Annotated in this window: 17 protein-coding genes and 1 pseudogene; 15 read left to right on the top strand and 3 right to left on the bottom strand. The window is 50.2% G+C overall.

The window, feature by feature from the left end; genetic code table 11:
- Nucleotides 1-87: 87 nt before the first annotated feature.
- The 9 genes and pseudogenes from EXW93_RS10425 to EXW93_RS10385 all read left to right on the top strand — a co-directional run bounded on the left by EXW93_RS10425 (nt 88) and on the right by EXW93_RS10385 (nt 10,471).
- Entirely contained in the window at nt 88-1,023 is a 936-nt protein-coding gene (locus EXW93_RS10425; RefSeq protein WP_050677525.1) for an aspartate carbamoyltransferase catalytic subunit, read from the top strand.
- Nucleotides 1,007-2,278 carry a dihydroorotase gene (locus EXW93_RS10420; RefSeq protein ID WP_174316438.1) on the top strand — a complete coding sequence of 424 codons (1,272 nt, stop codon included), beginning with the start codon at nt 1,007-1,009 and terminating at the stop codon, nt 2,276-2,278. Before EXW93_RS10425 ends, EXW93_RS10420 begins: the two co-directional genes overlap by 17 nt.
- Nucleotides 2,271-3,359 carry a carbamoyl phosphate synthase small subunit gene (locus EXW93_RS10415; RefSeq protein WP_023468786.1) on the top strand — a complete coding sequence of 363 codons (1,089 nt, stop codon included), beginning with the start codon at nt 2,271-2,273 and terminating at the stop codon, nt 3,357-3,359. The genes EXW93_RS10420 and EXW93_RS10415 overlap by 8 nt, the downstream gene beginning before the upstream one ends.
- Nucleotides 3,352-6,619: pseudogene (carB, locus tag EXW93_RS10410) on the top strand (carbamoyl-phosphate synthase large subunit). Before EXW93_RS10415 ends, carB begins: the two are co-directional and overlap by 8 nt.
- A complete protein-coding gene (locus EXW93_RS10405) occupies nt 6,616-7,347 on the top strand; it encodes an iron-sulfur cluster-binding protein (RefSeq protein ID WP_174316437.1) in 732 nt (243 codons plus the stop codon). The pseudogene carB and the gene EXW93_RS10405 overlap by 4 nt, the downstream one beginning before the upstream one ends.
- The gene (locus tag EXW93_RS10400; protein ID WP_174316436.1) at nt 7,344-8,276 is read left to right on the top strand and encodes a dihydroorotate dehydrogenase; all 933 of its coding nucleotides are present in this window, start codon (nt 7,344-7,346) and stop codon (nt 8,274-8,276) included. Before EXW93_RS10405 ends, EXW93_RS10400 begins: the two co-directional genes overlap by 4 nt.
- The gene (gene pyrF / locus EXW93_RS10395; RefSeq protein WP_035396734.1) at nt 8,251-8,952 is read left to right on the top strand and encodes an orotidine-5'-phosphate decarboxylase; all 702 of its coding nucleotides are present in this window, start codon (nt 8,251-8,253) and stop codon (nt 8,950-8,952) included. The genes EXW93_RS10400 and pyrF overlap by 26 nt, the downstream gene beginning before the upstream one ends.
- A complete protein-coding gene (gene pyrE, locus EXW93_RS10390) occupies nt 8,946-9,581 on the top strand; it encodes an orotate phosphoribosyltransferase (protein WP_074668419.1) in 636 nt (211 codons plus the stop codon). Before pyrF ends, pyrE begins: the two co-directional genes overlap by 7 nt.
- 80 nt (nt 9,582-9,661) lie before the next feature.
- Nucleotides 9,662-10,471 carry a GNAT family N-acetyltransferase gene (locus tag EXW93_RS10385; protein ID WP_023468780.1) on the top strand — a complete coding sequence of 270 codons (810 nt, stop codon included), beginning with the start codon at nt 9,662-9,664 and terminating at the stop codon, nt 10,469-10,471.
- Between the two features lie 108 nt (nt 10,472-10,579).
- Here EXW93_RS10385 and EXW93_RS10380 read toward each other — a convergent pair whose 3' ends face one another.
- Both EXW93_RS10380 and EXW93_RS10375 read right to left on the bottom strand, forming a co-directional pair.
- A complete protein-coding gene (locus EXW93_RS10380; protein ID WP_055968652.1) occupies nt 10,580-11,551 on the bottom strand; it encodes a zinc-binding dehydrogenase in 972 nt (323 codons plus the stop codon).
- 2 nt (nt 11,552-11,553) lie between these two features.
- The gene (locus EXW93_RS10375; protein WP_023468778.1) at nt 11,554-12,045 is read right to left on the bottom strand and encodes a lactoylglutathione lyase family protein; all 492 of its coding nucleotides are present in this window, start codon (nt 12,043-12,045) and stop codon (nt 11,554-11,556) included.
- A gap of 104 nt (nt 12,046-12,149) precedes the next feature.
- On the opposite strand from EXW93_RS10375, the gene EXW93_RS10370 reads away from it, so the two are divergent.
- The 4 genes from EXW93_RS10370 (at nt 12,150) to EXW93_RS10355 (ending at nt 15,167) form a co-directional block, all read left to right on the top strand.
- Nucleotides 12,150-12,464 carry a winged helix-turn-helix transcriptional regulator gene (locus tag EXW93_RS10370; RefSeq protein WP_023468777.1) on the top strand — a complete coding sequence of 105 codons (315 nt, stop codon included), beginning with the start codon at nt 12,150-12,152 and terminating at the stop codon, nt 12,462-12,464.
- 19 nt (nt 12,465-12,483) lie between these two features.
- On the top strand, nt 12,484-13,173 hold the full coding sequence (locus EXW93_RS10365; protein ID WP_023468776.1) for a metal-dependent hydrolase: 690 nt from the start codon (nt 12,484-12,486) through the stop codon (nt 13,171-13,173).
- A 183-nt stretch (nt 13,174-13,356) separates the two neighbouring features.
- Entirely contained in the window at nt 13,357-14,259 is a 903-nt protein-coding gene (locus EXW93_RS10360) for a DUF4097 family beta strand repeat-containing protein (protein ID WP_023468774.1), read from the top strand.
- Nucleotides 14,256-15,167 carry an FUSC family protein gene (locus tag EXW93_RS10355; protein ID WP_058704466.1) on the top strand — a complete coding sequence of 304 codons (912 nt, stop codon included), beginning with the start codon at nt 14,256-14,258 and terminating at the stop codon, nt 15,165-15,167. The genes EXW93_RS10360 and EXW93_RS10355 overlap by 4 nt, the downstream gene beginning before the upstream one ends.
- 63 nt (nt 15,168-15,230) lie before the next feature.
- On the opposite strand, the gene EXW93_RS10350 is transcribed toward EXW93_RS10355, so the two are convergent.
- Nucleotides 15,231-16,922 carry an Rqc2 family fibronectin-binding protein gene (locus tag EXW93_RS10350; RefSeq protein ID WP_174316435.1) on the bottom strand — a complete coding sequence of 564 codons (1,692 nt, stop codon included), beginning with the start codon at nt 16,920-16,922 and terminating at the stop codon, nt 15,231-15,233.
- Between the two features lie 168 nt (nt 16,923-17,090).
- Between EXW93_RS10350 and gmk the strand changes: the two genes are divergently transcribed.
- Together gmk and rpoZ are read left to right on the top strand one after the other, a co-directional pair.
- Complete coding sequence (gene gmk / locus EXW93_RS10345) at nt 17,091-17,708, top strand: guanylate kinase (protein ID WP_174316772.1); 618 nt, start codon at nt 17,091-17,093, stop codon at nt 17,706-17,708.
- 1 nt (nt 17,709) lies between these two features.
- On the top strand, nt 17,710-17,913 hold the full coding sequence (rpoZ, locus tag EXW93_RS10340; RefSeq protein WP_023468770.1) for a DNA-directed RNA polymerase subunit omega: 204 nt from the start codon (nt 17,710-17,712) through the stop codon (nt 17,911-17,913).
- The last annotated feature ends 52 nt before the right edge of the window (nt 17,914-17,965 follow it).

The raw sequence follows: 17,965 nt of genomic DNA, 5'->3' as shown, positions 1-17,965 counted from the left end.
AAGAAGCAGGGAATCACTCTGCCTTCTTTCGGCGCACCTTCACTTAGAAGGTGCGCCTTTTTCATGACCTGAAGAGGAGTGAATGACATGAAGACGATCCTAAAAAACCGGCATTTCGTCAATTTAGAAAGCTTATCCATGACAGAAATCAATTCTTTGATTGAACGCAGTCTCGCTTTTAAACGAGGCGAGCCAGCACCAGATTTTTCCGATAAGACACTCGTCAATCTGTTCTTTGAAAACTCGACCCGGACACGTTCTTCCTTTGAGATGGCAGAACATCGTCTGAACATGCATTTACTGCCGTTCGAAACGGCGACTTCCTCCGTGCAAAAAGGAGAAACGTTACGCGATACATGTAAGACACTCGAAGCAATCGGCGCCGACGGTCTAGTCATTCGCCACGGAGCGACCGGATATTACGAAGAATTGATGCAGACACTCGATATTCCGATCATCAATGCGGGAGATGGAAGCGGTCAACATCCGTCCCAGTCCTTACTCGATTTGATGACGATGGTCGAGACGTACGGAACGGTCGAAGGAAAAGTCGTCGTCATCTGTGGGGACTTACAACATAGTCGCGTCGCCCGATCGAACGCTGACATTTTAAAACGACTCGGTGCCATCGTCTATGGATCAGGACCTGTTGAGTGGTACGACCCTGCGATGGGCATACCGTATCTTCCGATGGATGAAGCAGTCGAGCAGTGCGACATCTTGATGTTACTGCGTGTCCAGCACGAACGGCATGACGGGTCGACGCGATTTGATCCAACAGTGTACCACGCCACGTATGGATTGACGCATGAGCGGATGAACCGTCTGAAGAATTCCGCGATCGTGCTTCATCCGGCACCGGTCAATCGGGGAGTCGAGATTGCCGACGAACTGGTCGAACATCCGCGATCGCGGATCTTTGAACAGATGAAAAACGGTGTCTTTGCACGCATGGCGATTCTGGAATGGTGCTTTTCAACGAAATCAATCAAAGGAGACGATGCAGATGACAACACGAATTGAGAATGCGAGATGGTACGAGGCGGGACAAGTCCGGACGGGGGATATTCGAATCGATGCCGGGAAAATCACGGATTTAGCAGCAACACCACAAGCGAACGAAACGGTCATTGATGCGTCTGGATTATTCGTCGCACCAGGATTCGTCGATATCCATGTCCACCTCCGTGAACCGGGCGGCGAACATAAGGAGACGATTGCGACCGGCACGGCAGCAGCAGCAGCGGGTGGATTCACGACGATTTGTCCGATGCCGAACACGCGTCCCGTACCAGACGATCGCCAAACACTCGATGCCTTGTTCCAGAAGATTGAAGAGACGGCGTCCGTCCGGGTTTTGCCTTACGCGGCGATTTCAAAAAATCAACTCGGACAAGAACTCGTCGCGTTCGACCAATTAACAGATGCCGTCGCGTTCACGGATGACGGTGTCGGAGTCCAGACGGCAGCAGTCATGCGGACAGCGATGCAACAAGCTGCACGCCTCGGGAAAACGATCGTTGCCCACTGCGAAGATGATTCGCTAAAAGCAGGATGTGTGCACGAGGGGAACTACAGTCGACGAGAAGGACTACAAGGTATTCCGTCGCTTGCTGAGAGCATCCACATCGCACGTGATGTCCTGATTGCAGAAGAGACCGGCTGTCATTATCACGTCTGTCATGTCTCGACGAAGGAATCGGTCCGTGTCATCCGTGACGCGAAACGAGCAGGGATCCGGGTGACGGCAGAAGTCACACCGCACCATCTTGTATTGATCGATGAAGACATACCGAATCAGGACCCGAACTTTAAAATGAATCCTCCCTTACGAAGTGAAGCAGATCGCCAAGCATTGCTCGAGGGGTTAGCGGACGGAACGATTGATTGCATCGCGACCGATCATGCTCCCCATGCGGCAGAAGAGAAGGCACTCGGTATCGAACGCGCCCCGTTCGGCATCACAGGGTTCGAGACGGCCTTCCCACTCCTCTATACGAAGCTCGTCGCTGAAGGAGAGATGACACTTGAGACACTGATTCGGAATTTGACGGATAAGGCAGCAGCCATCTTTGAACTTCCTTATGGGAAACTCGAAGTGGGGGCGGAAGCAGATCTAGTTTTGCTTGATCTAGAAACGGAGCGTACCGTATCACCGGAACGATTCCGCTCAAAAGGCAAGAACACACCGTTCGCAGGAGAACGGTTAAAAGGATTCCCGGTCATGACGCTCGTCAAGGGAGAAATCGTATTCAAGGAGGACACAGCACATGCGTAAACGGACACTGATACTAGAAGATGGGATGACGTTTGAAGGAACGGCGTTTGGCTCAGATACGACAACAACAGGAGAGGTCGTCTTCCAGACCGGAATGACAGGATATCAGGAAATGTTATCGGATCCATCTTACTGCGATCAGATGATCGTGTTGACGAACCCGTTGATCGGAAACTACGGGATTAACCGAGAAGATTATGAGACGACGCGTCCGCTCGCTAAAGCACTGATCGTACGTGAACATTGTCAGACGCCGTCGAATTTCCGAAGTGAGATGTCGCTCGATGCAGCACTTCAAGATCTTGATATTCCAGGATTAAGTGGAATCGATACGCGTCAACTGACACGGCATATCCGTTCGAAAGGTGTCATGCGTGGACGACTCGTTGACGGTGAGTTCGATTTAGCAGCAGAACTGGTTCATCTTCAAAATGCACCTATCGAGACGGATCAAGTCAAGCGGGCTTCAACGGAACGAGCGTACATCATTCCGGGTGCTGGACCGCGGATCGTTCTCGTCGATTTCGGTGCGAAGCTCGGAATCGTCCGCGAACTCGTCAAACGCGGCTGTGAAGTCGTCGTCGTGCCCTACGACGTCAGTGCAACGGAAGTCTTACGCTATCGTCCGGACGGTGTAATGCTATCGAACGGACCAGGGAATCCAAAGGATGTCCCGACAGCGATTCCGATGATTCAAGAATTGACGGGAAAAGTCGTCATCTTCGGCATCTGTCTCGGTCATCAGTTGATCGCACTAGCGCACGGGGCGGATACGTTCAAGCTCCCATTCGGTCACCGAGGGGCGAATCATCCAGTCCAAGATATCCGGACTGGTCGCGTCGATATCACGTCGCAAAACCACGGGTATGCCGTCGACGAACAGTCATTACGCGATACCGTGCTTGAAGTGACGCATCTTGCGATCAACGACGGAACGGTCGAAGGAATCCGTCATACGACAGCAGCGGTCTTCTCCGTCCAGTACCATCCGGAAGCATCACCTGGTCCGATGGATGCGAACGGTCTATTCCAACAGTTTTTAGAAGAAATCACGAAACAACAGGAGGTCTCTCATGCCTAAACGTCAAGATATCCAGAAAATTCTCGTTATCGGGTCCGGTCCTATCGTGATCGGACAAGCAGCTGAATTCGACTACGCTGGAACACAAGCGTGTCAAGCCTTGAAGGAAGAAGGATATGAAGTCATCCTCGTCAACTCGAACCCAGCAACGATCATGACGGATCCAACGGTCGCTGATCGTGTCTACATCGAACCCCTCCAAGCAGAGTTCGTCTCACGGATCATCCGCAAGGAACGTCCGGATGCTTTGCTTGCGACACTCGGAGGTCAAACGGGTCTGAACTTGGCTGTCGAACTGGATCGTCTCGGTGTCCTTGCTGAGTATGGTGTCGAGTTACTCGGTACGAAATTGTCAGCAATCGAAGAGGCAGAAGATCGTGATTTGTTCCGTCAACTGATGTTTAAACGCGGGCATGGTGTGCCGGACAGTGAAATCGTGCATACGCTCGAAGAGGCACAACAATTCCGGCAACAGATCGGTCTACCGATCATCATCCGTCCGGCGTATACGCTTGGGGGAACGGGCGGCGGAATCGCCAACACACCAGAAGAGTTCACGCGAATCGTCGAAGGGGGACTCAAGGCAAGTCCGGCAACACAGGTACTTCTTGAAAAATCAATTGCCGGGATGAAGGAAGTCGAGTTCGAAGTCATGCGCGATGCGACGAACCAAGCGATCATCGTCTGTGCGATGGAAAACTTCGATCCCGTCGGCGTTCATACCGGAGACTCGATCGTCTTCGCTCCGACGCAAACGCTATCGGATCGCGATTATCAATTGTTGCGAAACGTCTCGCTCGATATCATTCGTGCACTTGGAATCGAGGGCGGATGTAACATCCAGTTCGCACTGGATCCGACGAGCTTCGACTACTATGTCATCGAAGTCAACCCACGTGTCTCACGCTCGTCTGCACTCGCGTCAAAAGCAACGGGTTACCCAATCGCAAAACTGGCTGCGAAAATTGCCGTCGGGTATGCCTTGTCCGAATTAAAGAACCCGATCACCGAGACAAGTTTTGCTTCGTTCGAACCGGCACTCGATTACGTCGTCGCCAAGATTCCGCGCTGGCCGTTCGATAAATTCGAAACGGCGGACCGGACACTCGGCACACAGATGAAAGCAACTGGTGAGGTCATGGCAATGGGACGGACGATGGAAGAGGCATTACTGAAAGCGGTCCGTTCGCTTGAAATCGGTACAGCGGATCTGTATATGCCACGCTTCATCGAAATGGCAGATGATGCGTTACAACAAGCGATTCGCCAAGCGACGGACGATCGACTCTTCGCCTTGTACGCGGGCTTCGTCCGCGGTTACAGCGTCGAACAGATTCATGACTGGACAGCGATTGATCGCCTGTTCCTTGAAAAGTTGCACCATATTTGGCAGCTCGAGCAATCAGTCGCAACTGGTTTGACACCTGAGCTACTCCTGCATGTGAAGCGATATGGATTCAGTGACCCGATGCTCGCTCGGATCACCGGACAAACGGAAACGGAGATTCGCCGGATGCGTGAAGCACAAGCGATTCACCCGGTCTATAAGATGGTCGATACGTGTGCGGCAGAGTTCGCATCCGACACGCCATACTATTACGGAACATACGAACGCGAAAATGAAGCAATCGCGACGAACCGTTCTTCGATTCTCGTCCTAGGATCGGGACCGATCCGGATTGGTCAAGGAGTCGAGTTCGATTACGCGACAGTCCATTCGATTCAAGCGATTCGTCAAGCCGGCTACGAAGCAATTATCGTCAATAACAATCCGGAAACCGTGTCGACCGACTTCTCGATTTCCGACCGTCTCTACTTTGAACCATTGACGACGGAGGATGTCCTCGAAGTCATCCGAAATGAACGTCCGCTCGGCGTCATCGTCCAGTTCGGGCGAGAGTTCCTCTGTACGAATGAACGTCAGGCGTCCGGGCGTCATCGTCCAGTTCGGTGGACAGACAGCGATCAACTTAGCCGAATCGTTAGCGGCAGAAGGTGTGAAAATTCTTGGTACATCGCTTGAGGATCTCGACCGGGCAGAGGATCGAAAACAGTTCGAAGCGGCATTAACGGCACTTGAGATTCCGCAACCACCAGGAAAAACAGCCGTGACGGTTGAAGAAGCAGTCACAGCAGCGGCGTCACTCGGTTACCCGGTCCTCGTTCGTCCATCGTATGTCCTTGGTGGACGAGCAATGGAAATCGTCTATGCGCAAGAAGAACTCGAACATTACATGAAACATGCGGTCATCGCCTCACCGGAGCGACCAGTCCTCGTCGACCGGTATCTGACAGGAATCGAGCTTGAAGTCGATGCGATCTGCGATGGAACGGACGTCGTTATCCCCGGCATCATGGAGCATATCGAACGTGCCGGTGTTCACTCGGGTGACTCGATCGGAGTTTATCCACCACAACGTGTCTCACAAGACATCAAGGACCGGATCGTCGATTATACGACACGGATCGCCAAAGCCTTCGGTATCAAAGGATTGCTCAACATCCAGTTCGTCTACGCGGACGGCGCTCTCTATGTCCTTGAAGTCAACCCGCGTGCTAGCCGGACGGTGCCGTTCATCTCGAAAGTGACGGGTCTTCCGGTCGCGCGTCTCGCAACGGACATCATTCTCGGTGAAACGCTCGCTTCTTACGGGTTAACAAGTGGTGTCTTACCAGAAGAACCACTCGTCTCAGTCAAAGTACCGGTCTTCTCGTTTGCGAAGCTTAAAGAAGTCGATCCAACGCTCGGACCAGAAATGAAATCGACCGGAGAAGTCATCGGAACGGACCGGACGCTTGAAAAAGCACTCTATAAAGGGTTGCTCGCATCAGGGATGGCGATTCCAGAGCACGGTCGTGTCCTCTTGACAGTCGCAGATCCAGATAAAGCAGAAATGACGGATCTCGCACGACGCTTTGCCTCACTTGGATTCACGTTACTTGCAACGGAAGGAACGGCAGCGTACTTGACGGAGCAAGGATTACCGGTCCAGACGGTCGGCAAAATCGACTCGTCTTCCGAATCGATGCTCGACGTGATTGAAAAAGGGGAAATCGAATACGTCATCAATACGATGAGTCGGGACTCGCAAGTCACGAAAGATGGCTTCATCATTCGCCGGGCAGCAGCCGAGAATCAAGTCGTCTGTCTGACATCACTCGATACGGCGGAAGCAATTCTACGTGTCATCGAAAGTCGCTCATTTGAAGCCAGTGCGATCCAAGCCTTCACACATGAAAAGAAAGTGGTGATCCAATGAAGCAACTCTTGACGGTCGTCTCTCGACGAACGGTAGCTCAAGGTGCGACAGAACTCGTCTGTCGCCTTGAGCAACCTCAGGTCATCGCGCCAGGGCGATTCATGCATCTTCGCGTCGGGCCACTCTTACGCCGACCGATCTCGATTGCCCGGGTCGACCATGATTTGATCACGTTTCTCTTTAAAGAAATCGGACAAGGAACAGCAGAACTGGCTTCTTTGCGTCCGGATGATACGATCGATGCCCTCGGACCGCTTGGAAACGGGTTTCCGATTGCTGCTATCCATCCAACTCAACGCGTCGTCCTCGTTGGTGGGGGGATCGGTGTACCACCGCTGTATGAGACGATGCGCCAACTTGTCGCCCGGGGTGTGACATGTGAAGCGATTCTAGGATTCGATACGGCAACAAGTGTTTTTTACGAAGCGGAATTCCAAGCGCTCGGTAAGACGACGGTCACGACCGTCGATGGGACGCATGGCACAAAAGGGTTCGTCACGGCTGCCTTACATCCGGAAAGCTACGATGTCCTACTCGCCTGCGGACCGGAACCGATGCTGAAGTCACTACAGCAACAACCGATTGAACATAAGTATCTGTCGATCGAAAACCGAATGGGGTGCGGGATCGGAGCATGCTTTGCCTGTGTCTGTCAAACACCGACGGGCGGGTACGTCAAGACGTGTTCCGATGGTCCAGTCTTTCGGGCAGAGGAGGTCGTACTATGACGGAACGATTGCGTGTCGAGTTGCCGGGACTCTCTTTAAAAAATCCGATCATGCCGGCATCCGGATGTTTTGGGTTCGGTGAGGAATATGCGAAGTTGTATGATTTATCAGAGCTTGGGGCGATCATGATTAAAGCAGCGACGGGTGAAGAACGCTACGGAAACCCGACGCCGCGTGTCGCAGAGAGTGGGATGGGGATGTTGAATGCAATCGGTCTCCAAAACCCGGGTGTCGATGGCATCCTAACGAATAAGATGCCTTTCCTCGAGACGTTCGATACGGCGATCATCGCCAATGTCGCGGGTTCGACACCGGAAGAATATGAGCTCGTCGCAGAGAAAATGAGTCAGCATCCTGGCATTCATGCACTGGAATTAAATATTTCTTGTCCGAACGTCAAATCGGGTGGAATTCAATTCGGAACGGATCCGTCGCTTGCTGCTGAATTGACACGACGTGTCAAACGGGTCTCGACTAAACCAGTCTACGTCAAACTATCACCGAATGTCACCTCGATCGTTGAGATGGCACGTGCCGTCGAAGCAGCTGGTGCAGATGGTCTGACGATGATCAATACACTCGTTGGGATGCGAATCGATGTCTGGACGGGGCAGCCGATCCTTGCCAATCGGATTGGTGGATTATCCGGTCCATCGATCAAACCGGTTGCGATTCGGATGGTTCATGATGTCGCGCAAGCCGTTTCGATCCCGATCATTGGCATGGGTGGCGTGATGGAGGTCGATGATGTCCTCGAAATGATTTACGCTGGAGCTTCGGCTGTTGCCGTCGGTACCGCAAACTTCGTCAATCCATACATCTGTCAAGAATTGATTCAGCAGTTACCGGAACGCATGGACGAACTTGGTATTGATCATATTTTAGACATCAGGGGGAAAGCATATGAATCAACTTTACATCGCGCTTGATTTTCCGACCGAAGCAGAAGTCTTTTCGTTTCTCGAACGGTTCGAAGCGACAAGACCAGCTGTGAAAGTCGGGATGGAATTGTTTTATGCAGCAGGCGGAACCTTCGTCCGAAAACTCGTCGAGCGCGGACATGCGGTGTTCCTCGATGTCAAAGTCCACGACATTCCAGAAACGGCACGTCGGACGATGCGTATCATCGGACAATTAGACGTCGAACTGACGAACGTCCATGTTGCTGGTGGGAAAGAGATGATGATCGCAGCCCGAGAAGGACTGCGTGAGACGAACGCTGAGACACAACTGATTGGCGTGACTCAGTTGACATCGACGGATGAAGCGATGTTACGCGATTTAAAGATTGAAGGAGTGATGCCGGCAGTCGTTCGTGAATATGCGCAACTCGCAGAAGCAGCAGGACTAGATGGTATCGTCTGTTCAGCACTCGATCTTCCGGAACTAGTTTCAGCTTGTCGGACAGATTTTCGATTCGTCACACCCGGCATTCGTCCGACGAACAGTCAAGCGGATGATCAAAAGCGGGTCGCGACCGTTCTTGATGCTCGTCAAAATGGAGCGACGGATTTAGTGATCGGTCGTCCGATTACGCGTGCAGAACATCCAGAACAGGTCTATCTGATGTTACTTGAACAATGGAAGGGGCAATTCTCATGGTAAATCCAATCGCTAGTGCGTTACTCCGTATTGAAGCCGTCACCTTATCGCCAAACGATCCATACACATGGGCAAGTGGACTTCGTTCACCGATTTATTGTGATAATCGTTTGACGCTCTCGTACCCAGAAGTTCGTTCCTTGATTGCAGATGCACTCGCTGAGAAAGTGAAGGGACTTGCAGTCGATGTGATTGCTGGAACTGCGACGGCAGGTATTCCACACGCAGCATTCGTCGCGGAACGACTAGGATTACCGATGGTCTACGTACGTAGTGGCAACAAGAAACACGGTAAAGGGAATCAAATCGAAGGTGTCATTCAACCTGGACAACGTGTCGTCGTCATCGAAGACTTATTATCGACGGGGATGTCTGCAATCGAAGCGGCGCAAGCTCTGCAAGCGAAGGGAGCAAATGTCATTCGCATTCAAGCGATCTTCTCGTACGGGATGGAGCGCTTGTCAAACAATCTCCGCGACGCAAAGATCGAAGCGGATGCATTACTGACGTTCGAAGCGTTACTCGAAACCGCACAACAACAAGGTGATATTACTATAGAAGAGCAAAAACAGTTGGCGGATTGGTCGAAAGATCCAGTCGCTTGGAGCGAACGTTTTACAGCGAATGTCTAAAATCGATAGATTCCGTCGGACGACCTACGATTTCTAGTGAATGTTTTGGTACACTAGAAAAATAAAGGAGGTCGTCGACTATGGTGACGCATTATCGTGATTATGAACAGTTCAAAAAGGTCGTCCTCCCGTTTTTGCTTGAACGTCCGGATACCCATCAGTTGATTCTTGGCATATTAGAACGTGGGGATGAACCGCTCTTGATGGCAACGGCACAAGAAGACGATCATCGTCTCGTCATATTGCAAACGATACCGGAGCAAGCCATCGTCGCAGGTGATGTGTTCTCGCAAGAAGGAATCCGAAAGCTCGCGCGAATTCTGGATAGTCCAGGATTCGTCGGAGAACAGGCCATCTTAGCGCCGCTTTTACTCCCACATTCCATGTATGAGGTACATATGGAACAAGGGATGTATGCACTGACAGAGGTCGAGATGCCGCTTGTTCCGGAAAACGTCGTCTTCCGACCGATTTCGGACGATGAAAGACAACAAGCCTTAGCATTTGCGTCCGGATTTTTACATGAAGTTGAAACGCGACCTTCTGAGCGACAGCTTACGCAACTCCATCAGTCGATGACGCGCCACATCCAGCAAGGAAGCTTGTTCGGACTGTTTCGTGGAGATATGCTTGTCGCGATGGCGGCAGCAACGCGTCCGACGCAAACTGGGATTACGATTTCTTACGTCTATACGCCGAAAGAACTGCGTGGAAATGGGTATGCCTCTTATCTCGTCGCCAAACTATCTGAACATCTACTAAAGTCTTATCCGGTCGTGACGCTCTACACCGATTGGTCGAACCAGACAGCGAATAAGATCTATCAGCATGTCGGTTTCGAGTTAGTCGGGCGATCCTTACATATCAAGAAACAAGAGCGCTATCGATGAATATCGAGCCACTTGTTTCTTGGACATGTCTAGACATTGATATGTACAACAACAGCCGATCATCCTGTTATCTAAGGACGATCGGCTGTTTCATGTCAAACTGAGAAATCAATTGAATGTAGCGATGATTTTACCACGGACATGGCGTTCAGATAGACGTTGCAATCCTTTGACGATGTCCGCTGCTGGAATCTCTTCTGTGACGAGTGGATCTAGTTCTTTTGCTGCGACGAGTTTTAATAACTCGCTTGCCATATGACCGAGGTTTCGGATGGCACGGTCATCTTCGCTTGCATAAGCAGCCGCGAGTGCTACTTCATGGATCGAAGGGGAGAGCGTGAACGGCTTGACGACCGACTGATCGGGACCACCGGCGATGAAGGCAAGTTGCCCCGAGAAGGCAAGACGTCCGAGATCCGCTGTTGCTTCATCTCGACCGACCGTATTAAAAATCAAGTCAGCGCCGCGACCATTCGTCCAATCGCGGATGACATCCGTGACATTTTCTTTTTTGTAGTCGATTGCAAGATCGGCACCGAGTCGCTTGACCCACTCGTGGTTTTCCGTCGAAGCAGTCGTTGCGACTGAAAGACCCAGGCGTTTTGCGAGTTGAATGCCGATGCCACCAACACCACCTGCACCAGCATGAATGAGGATCGTCTCTTTTCCTGTCGTGTTCATCTTCTGAATGATGGCTTCATAGGCCGTCATGCCTGCGCAAAGAATCGCAGCGGCTTCAGCGAATGAGATGTCTTCCGGAATCAGGGCGAGGGCACGTGTATCGACGAGTGCATATTCAGCAAAAGCACCATCGCGTTGCAGGTTCGTATGAATCGCTACGCGATCGCCGATTTTCACTTCTGCGCCGGGTCCGATTTGTTCGACGACACCAGCTAGATCGACGCCTGGAATATGCGGGAACGTCCAAGCTGGATTGTTAGTCGCCTTATAGTCGACGGGATTCAGTGCGACGGTCTTGACGCGAATCAAAGCTTGACCTTCTCCTGGCGTCGGCGTCTCGACCTCTTCAAATGTCCATTGACCAATGGCTGTACCTGAGTGATTTAACCATGCTTTCATGTTTAATACGCTCCTTCCGAATACGTGAGTTCATACGAGTGAGAGTAGATTTCGACGAGGTTACCGAATGGATCCTCACAGTAGACCATTCGATACGGCTTGTCTCCCGGATAGTATTCGCGGATTGGCATCCGTTGTTTGCCACCATGGGCAACGATTTTTTCGACGAGTCCTTCGACGTCTGGATCTTGAATCGCATAATGGAAGATGCCTGTTTTCCAGAATTCGAAGTTGTTTTCGGGTTGTTCATTGTTCGGGAATTCGAACAACTCGATTCCGATGCGGTCACCTGTCGCCATGTGAGCAATCCGGAACTTGTTCCACCCTGCACCAAAGACATCCGTACACATGACACCGATGGCAGAATCATCTTCGAGGACATCAGACGGTTCCATGATGATATACCAGCCCATCACCTCTTGATAAAAACGGACGGCTTCGTCGAGATTCGGCACGGAAAGACCGATGTGCGAAAAATTACGTGGATACGTCATGCTTAACACTCCTTTTGCAAAATGATTTACGCATACTCTAACTTACGCTACACTCGATTGCATAGTACGCACTTTGAAGTAACTACTCTGGAGGAGAGAACAACATGTCGACAGAACAATTTCCGGTCAATCGGGCGCTCGCCATCATCGGCGGAAAATGGCGTCCACAATTATATTGCACGTTAGAGAACGGTCCGAAACGTTTTTTAGAGTTACAACGTGCCATTCCCGGGATTTCTCGGAAAGTCTTGACCGATCAGTTAAAAGAACTTGAACGACTCGGAATGATCGAGCGGATTGAGTATGATGAAGCCGTCTTACACGTCGAATACAAATTGACAGAGGCGGCATTTACACTGCAACCGGCCATGAAAGGTTTATGCGCGTGGGGGGAAGGGAATCAATTATCCGAATCCTAAACGAGAGGCAGTGACACTCATGAAATTGACTTATCACGGACAATCGACAGTAACAATCGAGACGAACGGGCATCATCTCGTCATCGATCCATTCTTTAGCGGTAACGAAAAAGCGACGACGAATCCCGATGACGTCAAAGCGGATTTCATCCTTTTGACGCATGCGCATGCCGATCATATGCTTGATGCAGAGCGAATCGCGAAAGCGACGGGAGCTACAATCATTGCTACTCATGAACTGGCGACGTATCTGAGTTTCAAAGGGCTCAACGTTCACCCGATGAACCTCGGCGGACAGTTTGAGTTTCCGTTTGGTAAAGTGAAGATGACACAGGCATTCCATTCATCAAGTATCATCGATGAGGAAAAACAGACGATTACGTACATGGGGATGCCGGCTGGATTCTTGCTGACGATCGAAGGAAAGGAAATCTATCATGCAGGTGATACGGCACTGTTCGGGGATTTAGCTCTTTATGGTGCCCATCACGAAATCGATTTAGCTTTCTTACCGATTGGTGATAACTTCACGATGGGTCCGGACGACGCGTTGATTGCTGCAGATATGTTGCAAGCGAAAGCCGTCGTACCGATCCACTACGATACATTTGATTTAATCAAACAAGATGCGAACGCCTTCTGTGAAAAGATTGAAGCACAAGGTCAAACGGGCCATCCACTCGCGATTGGCGAGTCACTCGAATTATAATCCGTTCTTAAGTAAAGGAGAGGAAACGTCATGGTTCCTCTCCTTTTTGTTGCCGTTTTTCTGACCTCCTTCCTTCTTCCGCCCGATGGCGAAACGGTGAACTTCTTCTATGATAAGAAAGGGGCTGTTGACAGCCGATTCGGATATTCGGAATAATGGAAGACATGAGATGGAGGGGCTGACATGGAAGAACATAATAGTAGGAGTGTGCGAAAACGAAAACAATCGTCGTTCACACGCTTAAAAAATAAACAAAAACAAAAGATGGATGCACGATTGAACCGGATTGGAGAAAAAGGACCAGTGAAACGGCCAATCTACTTATACGGTGGTGTCATTCTCGGACTTGTCGTCATCTATTCGATCACATTGCTCGTCTCAACGGAATTGTTATCGCGCGGCGAGTCATTTAAGACGACGAATCGCTATAAATCTCTCGCCATCGAGGCGCCGCACGCAACGGTACAATTCGTTCGAAGCACAGACGGAAACGTCCAAATCAAACTCGTCGATAGTGCGTCGAGTGGGAAGCGACTGAAAATCAGTACATCGACGAATACGGTGACGGTGACAGGACGAGATGGTTGGCTGTCTCGACTTGGCAATCGTCCGAGCGAGAAAACAGCAGACTATACGATTCAAGTAGGATTACCAAGTTATATGAACCGTGTTGATGTCGATGCCGGTACACTGAAAGGGATGGGCATCTACGCAAAAACGATCGAAATGGATGGAGAAGCGATGAGTCTCGATAAAGTAAAAGGTGATGAGATTACACTGAATGCAACACGTGCGATTTCCGTCAAGGAAATGGACGCCGTACATGCGCAGGTGACAGGCGAGAGTGTCTCGCTGGCAGACTATATGGCGAAGTTGAGTCTTGACGTCACGACGATTGACGGCGCGACGAAATTGAAGCCAGATAAATCAGCCGGTACGATTACGATCGACACAGGAGGCGATATTAAAGCCTCTGATCGATATACGAAACAAAAGAATAAGGATGAGACGATTTATGAACTGTCGAAACAAGAAAAACCGGAAGTGACAGTCAATAGTGAAGTCGGGCAGGTGACGCTCGAGTGAAATTAAAGTTTCGGATTGGACTTCGAACGATTAAGACTGGCATCGCGGTAGCTCTTGCACTCAGCATCTCTTGGTATGTATTCGGTATTTATTCAGGAATGGGGGCTGTCGCAGCCATCGTTGCGATGCAACCGACGATTCATCGCTCATTTAAAATCGTCTTCAATCGGATTTTCGGAACGGTACTCGGACTGATGTGTGGACTCGCCATCGTTGCGACGCTTGGCGCCAATCCACTGACGATCGGACTCGCCGTCGTCGTCTCGCTCGTTCTCAATTCGATGATTGGACGAACGGATATGTCGACGTTTGCTGCCTTTGCAATCGTCTTGATGTTCGAGAGCCCGACCGCTGACTACGTCCACTATGCCTTATCACGGTCGTTGTTGACCGTCGTCGGTGTGTTATCTGCCGTCCTCGTCAATTACATCGTCTTCCCGCCACACTATGAGGATCGTTTACTCTTGCTCGTCAAAAAAACGACGCAACAGTTGATGGAAGATTGGCGAAGTCTTGTGCAAGATGATGGACGCTTGCTTGCCGTCCGTAAACAAATCCTCAAACATGAGGAAATGATGTTGATGCTTCAAGAGGATCAAAAATATCCACTAGTGGCGAGCGGTCAAAGTGAAGCGTTCATTCGACTGAAAGAGCTTGTCGATCTTGAAGACAAGTTGCTCGTCTTGCTTGAAAGCATTGCCAGTCATCGGGATATCCCGATGACAGAAGAACAGGAAAAGACGCTCGGTCAGGAAATTGATTTCTTACTCAGCCATCATTACGATGTCATCTTCTCCCACGAACGAAAACAGGCGATGTTCTCATTCGATCAAGAATTAAGCGAGGCGAAGGATATCATTCATGGGCATTTGCTCGATTACCGGGAACAGTTAGAAAAAATGAAGTGAAGATGAAAAAGCGCTGTTTCTCCTAAGTAACAATTAGGAAAAACAGCGCTTTTTTGTGTAGCGTCATTGACGTAAGGATTGGACGACATCTGGATCAGGTGTGACGTAAAGAGTCGTTTGATCCGTGTAGATGACGAATCCGGGCTTTGCACCACTCGGTTTTTTGACATAACGTAGTTCCGTGAAGTCGACCGGGACTTGGCTCGACTCACGTGCCTTCGAGAAATAAGCCGCGACGATCGCTGCTTCCTTCAACGTCGTCTCGTCCGGTGCATCACTTTGAATGATGACGTGTGATCCCGGGATATCCTTCGTGTGTAACCACGTATCGGACCTGCGTCCGAACTTGAACGTCGCGTAATCATTTTGTTTATTGTTCTTTCCGACGAAGAATGGAAGACCAGTCGAAGAACGGTATTCTTCGAGTTGTGGGAGCTGCGGTTTCTTTTTCTTCTTTTGTCGTTCGCGCAGATAACCTTCTTCGACGAGTTCCTCGCGCATTTCCCGGATGTCTTCCGGGGATGCGACATCGAGTTGCGCAAGTAAGCCTTCGAAGTACGCAATCTCAGCTTGGTTCTTCTCGAGCTGACGCGCGACTTCGACTTTGGCGGTTTTTAATTTGTTATACCGTTTGTAATAACGTTGCGCGTTCTCATTCGGCGAGAAACGAGGATCAAGCGTGATCGTGATTTCAGCACCATCTGGGTCATAGTAATCGACGACGGTCGCTTCCTTCATCCCGCGTTCGAGCTGATAAAGATAGGTCGTCAGCAGTTCCCCTTTATGTTTCCACTCATCCATCCGTAACGTCGCTTCTAAATCTTTTTCGAGTTTTGAGCGCTTTAAGATATTCTTATCGTACTCGCTCTTGATGAACCGTTCGAGATCGGCTGCTTGTTGTTTGACGCGATCGCGGTTTGCTTTTTGATGGAAGAAGGCGTCGAGGACTTGACCACTCGTCTCGAACGTCTTCTCGTCGATGATGGATCCTTCCGTTAGCCGGACCGGCGCGAAGCGTTCCTTACCACCTTCCATCCGTTGTAAGACATAAGGACCATCGAGTTCCTTCAGGACATCTTGAAAGGCAGATGCAAGATTCGTCCGGTTGGCGAGACCTGCCCGTGTGACGACTTCCTTTGCAATTTGCGGAGATAGACCACTGAAGAGACCAAGTAACTGACGATCGAGCTTCCCAGCGTTCCAGTCAATCCGGTGAAGCGCCTTTTCGATATCTCCCGTAAGCGGATCCACTTTATCCTGTGCCGGCGGAAGCTGGTATGTCATCCCTGGCATGATCGTCCGGAAGGTATTTTGACTGAGTGGCAAGTGTTTGATCGCATCGAGGATCTTATCTTGTCCATCGGTCAAAATGATGTTCGAGTGACGTCCCATCAACTCGACATAGATTTTTTTCGCTTCCTCATCACCGAGTTCGTTCCGGGACCGGACGCGTAAGACGATGATTCGGTCACGTTCGAGTTGTTCGATTGATTCGATGAACCCACCTTCGACATGTTTGCGGAGCATCATACAGAAGAGTGGGGGTTCACTCGGGTTGCTGACCGCTTCCGACGTAATGTGCATCCGTGCATACATGGCATTCGCAGAGGCGAGCAACAATACGTTTTTTCGCTCAGCCCGGACCTGGAATACTAAATCCAATGTATACGGTTGGTATACCTTATTGATCCGTCCTCCGACGAGCGGTTGGAGTTCTTCGACGACGCGTGTCGTCATCAATCCGTCAAAAGCCATACGATTACCTTCTTTCTTGATTTCGTTCTCACTTTCTAAAGGTAACAGAAATGGCATCGTTATGGTATGATAAAGCAGTCGAGCTAAAAAAGATGACTTGCGAACTTCCCGTCTCTACTGCTAATATGAAACAATGTGAAGTTTGTGAGATGGAGGGGTTTTGAAGTGATTTTCAAAGAGCGTGGCTTATTACTCGTATTATCTGGTCCAAGTGGTGTCGGAAAGGGAACGGTCTGTCGTGCCTTGCGCGAAGATCAGGATAACGATCTGCATTACTCGGTATCCTGTACGACGCGCCAACCGCGTGAAGGAGAAGTAGATGGTGTCCACTATTTCTTTAAATCGCGTGAAGAATTCGAAGAGATGATTGCGAACAATCAACTCTTGGAATATGCTGAATTCGTAGGGAATTATTATGGAACGCCTGTCGAATGGGTAAACCAGATCCTAGATGAAGGAAAAGACGTCATTCTCGAAATCGAAGTTCAAGGGGCCATGCAGGTCAAAGAACATTTTCCGGAAGCTGTCTTCTTATTCCTTGCACCTCCAAGCCTCCAAGAATTGCGGAACCGCCTCGTAGGGCGTGGAACGGAATCGGAGGAAGTCATCAAGCAACGTCTTCTCGTCGCTAAGGAAGAGATCGAGATGATGGATGCGTATGACTATGTCGTGACGAACGACGAAATTCATAAAGCCTGTGATCGAATTCAAGCGATCGTCACAGCGGAACATTGCAGTCGGGAACGTGTCGCGTCCCTATATAAAAAAGCCATGGAGGTTAAGTGATATGTTATATCCATCAGTTGATAAGCTTCAAAAGAAAGTGCCATCGAAATATACGATCGTTACAGTTGCCGCTAAGCGTGCGCGTCAAATCCAAGACGGGAAACGCGTGAGAGTCACGAACCCAAAATCGCATAAACCGGTCGGGAAAGCTTTAGAAGAGCTTTATTTCGAAGAAGTATCCGTCACGAACCAACCGCAAGACTAATTTTGAAGCAGCCACTTGTCATCGTGGCTGTTTTTTTCAATAAGGAGGACAC

The sequence above is a fragment of the Exiguobacterium sp. JMULE1 genome (assembly GCF_013337175.1).
GTDB classification, from domain to species: domain Bacteria; phylum Bacillota; class Bacilli; order Exiguobacteriales; family Exiguobacteriaceae; genus Exiguobacterium_A; species Exiguobacterium_A indicum.
This window is presented reverse-complemented; position numbering and strand designations above follow the sequence as displayed.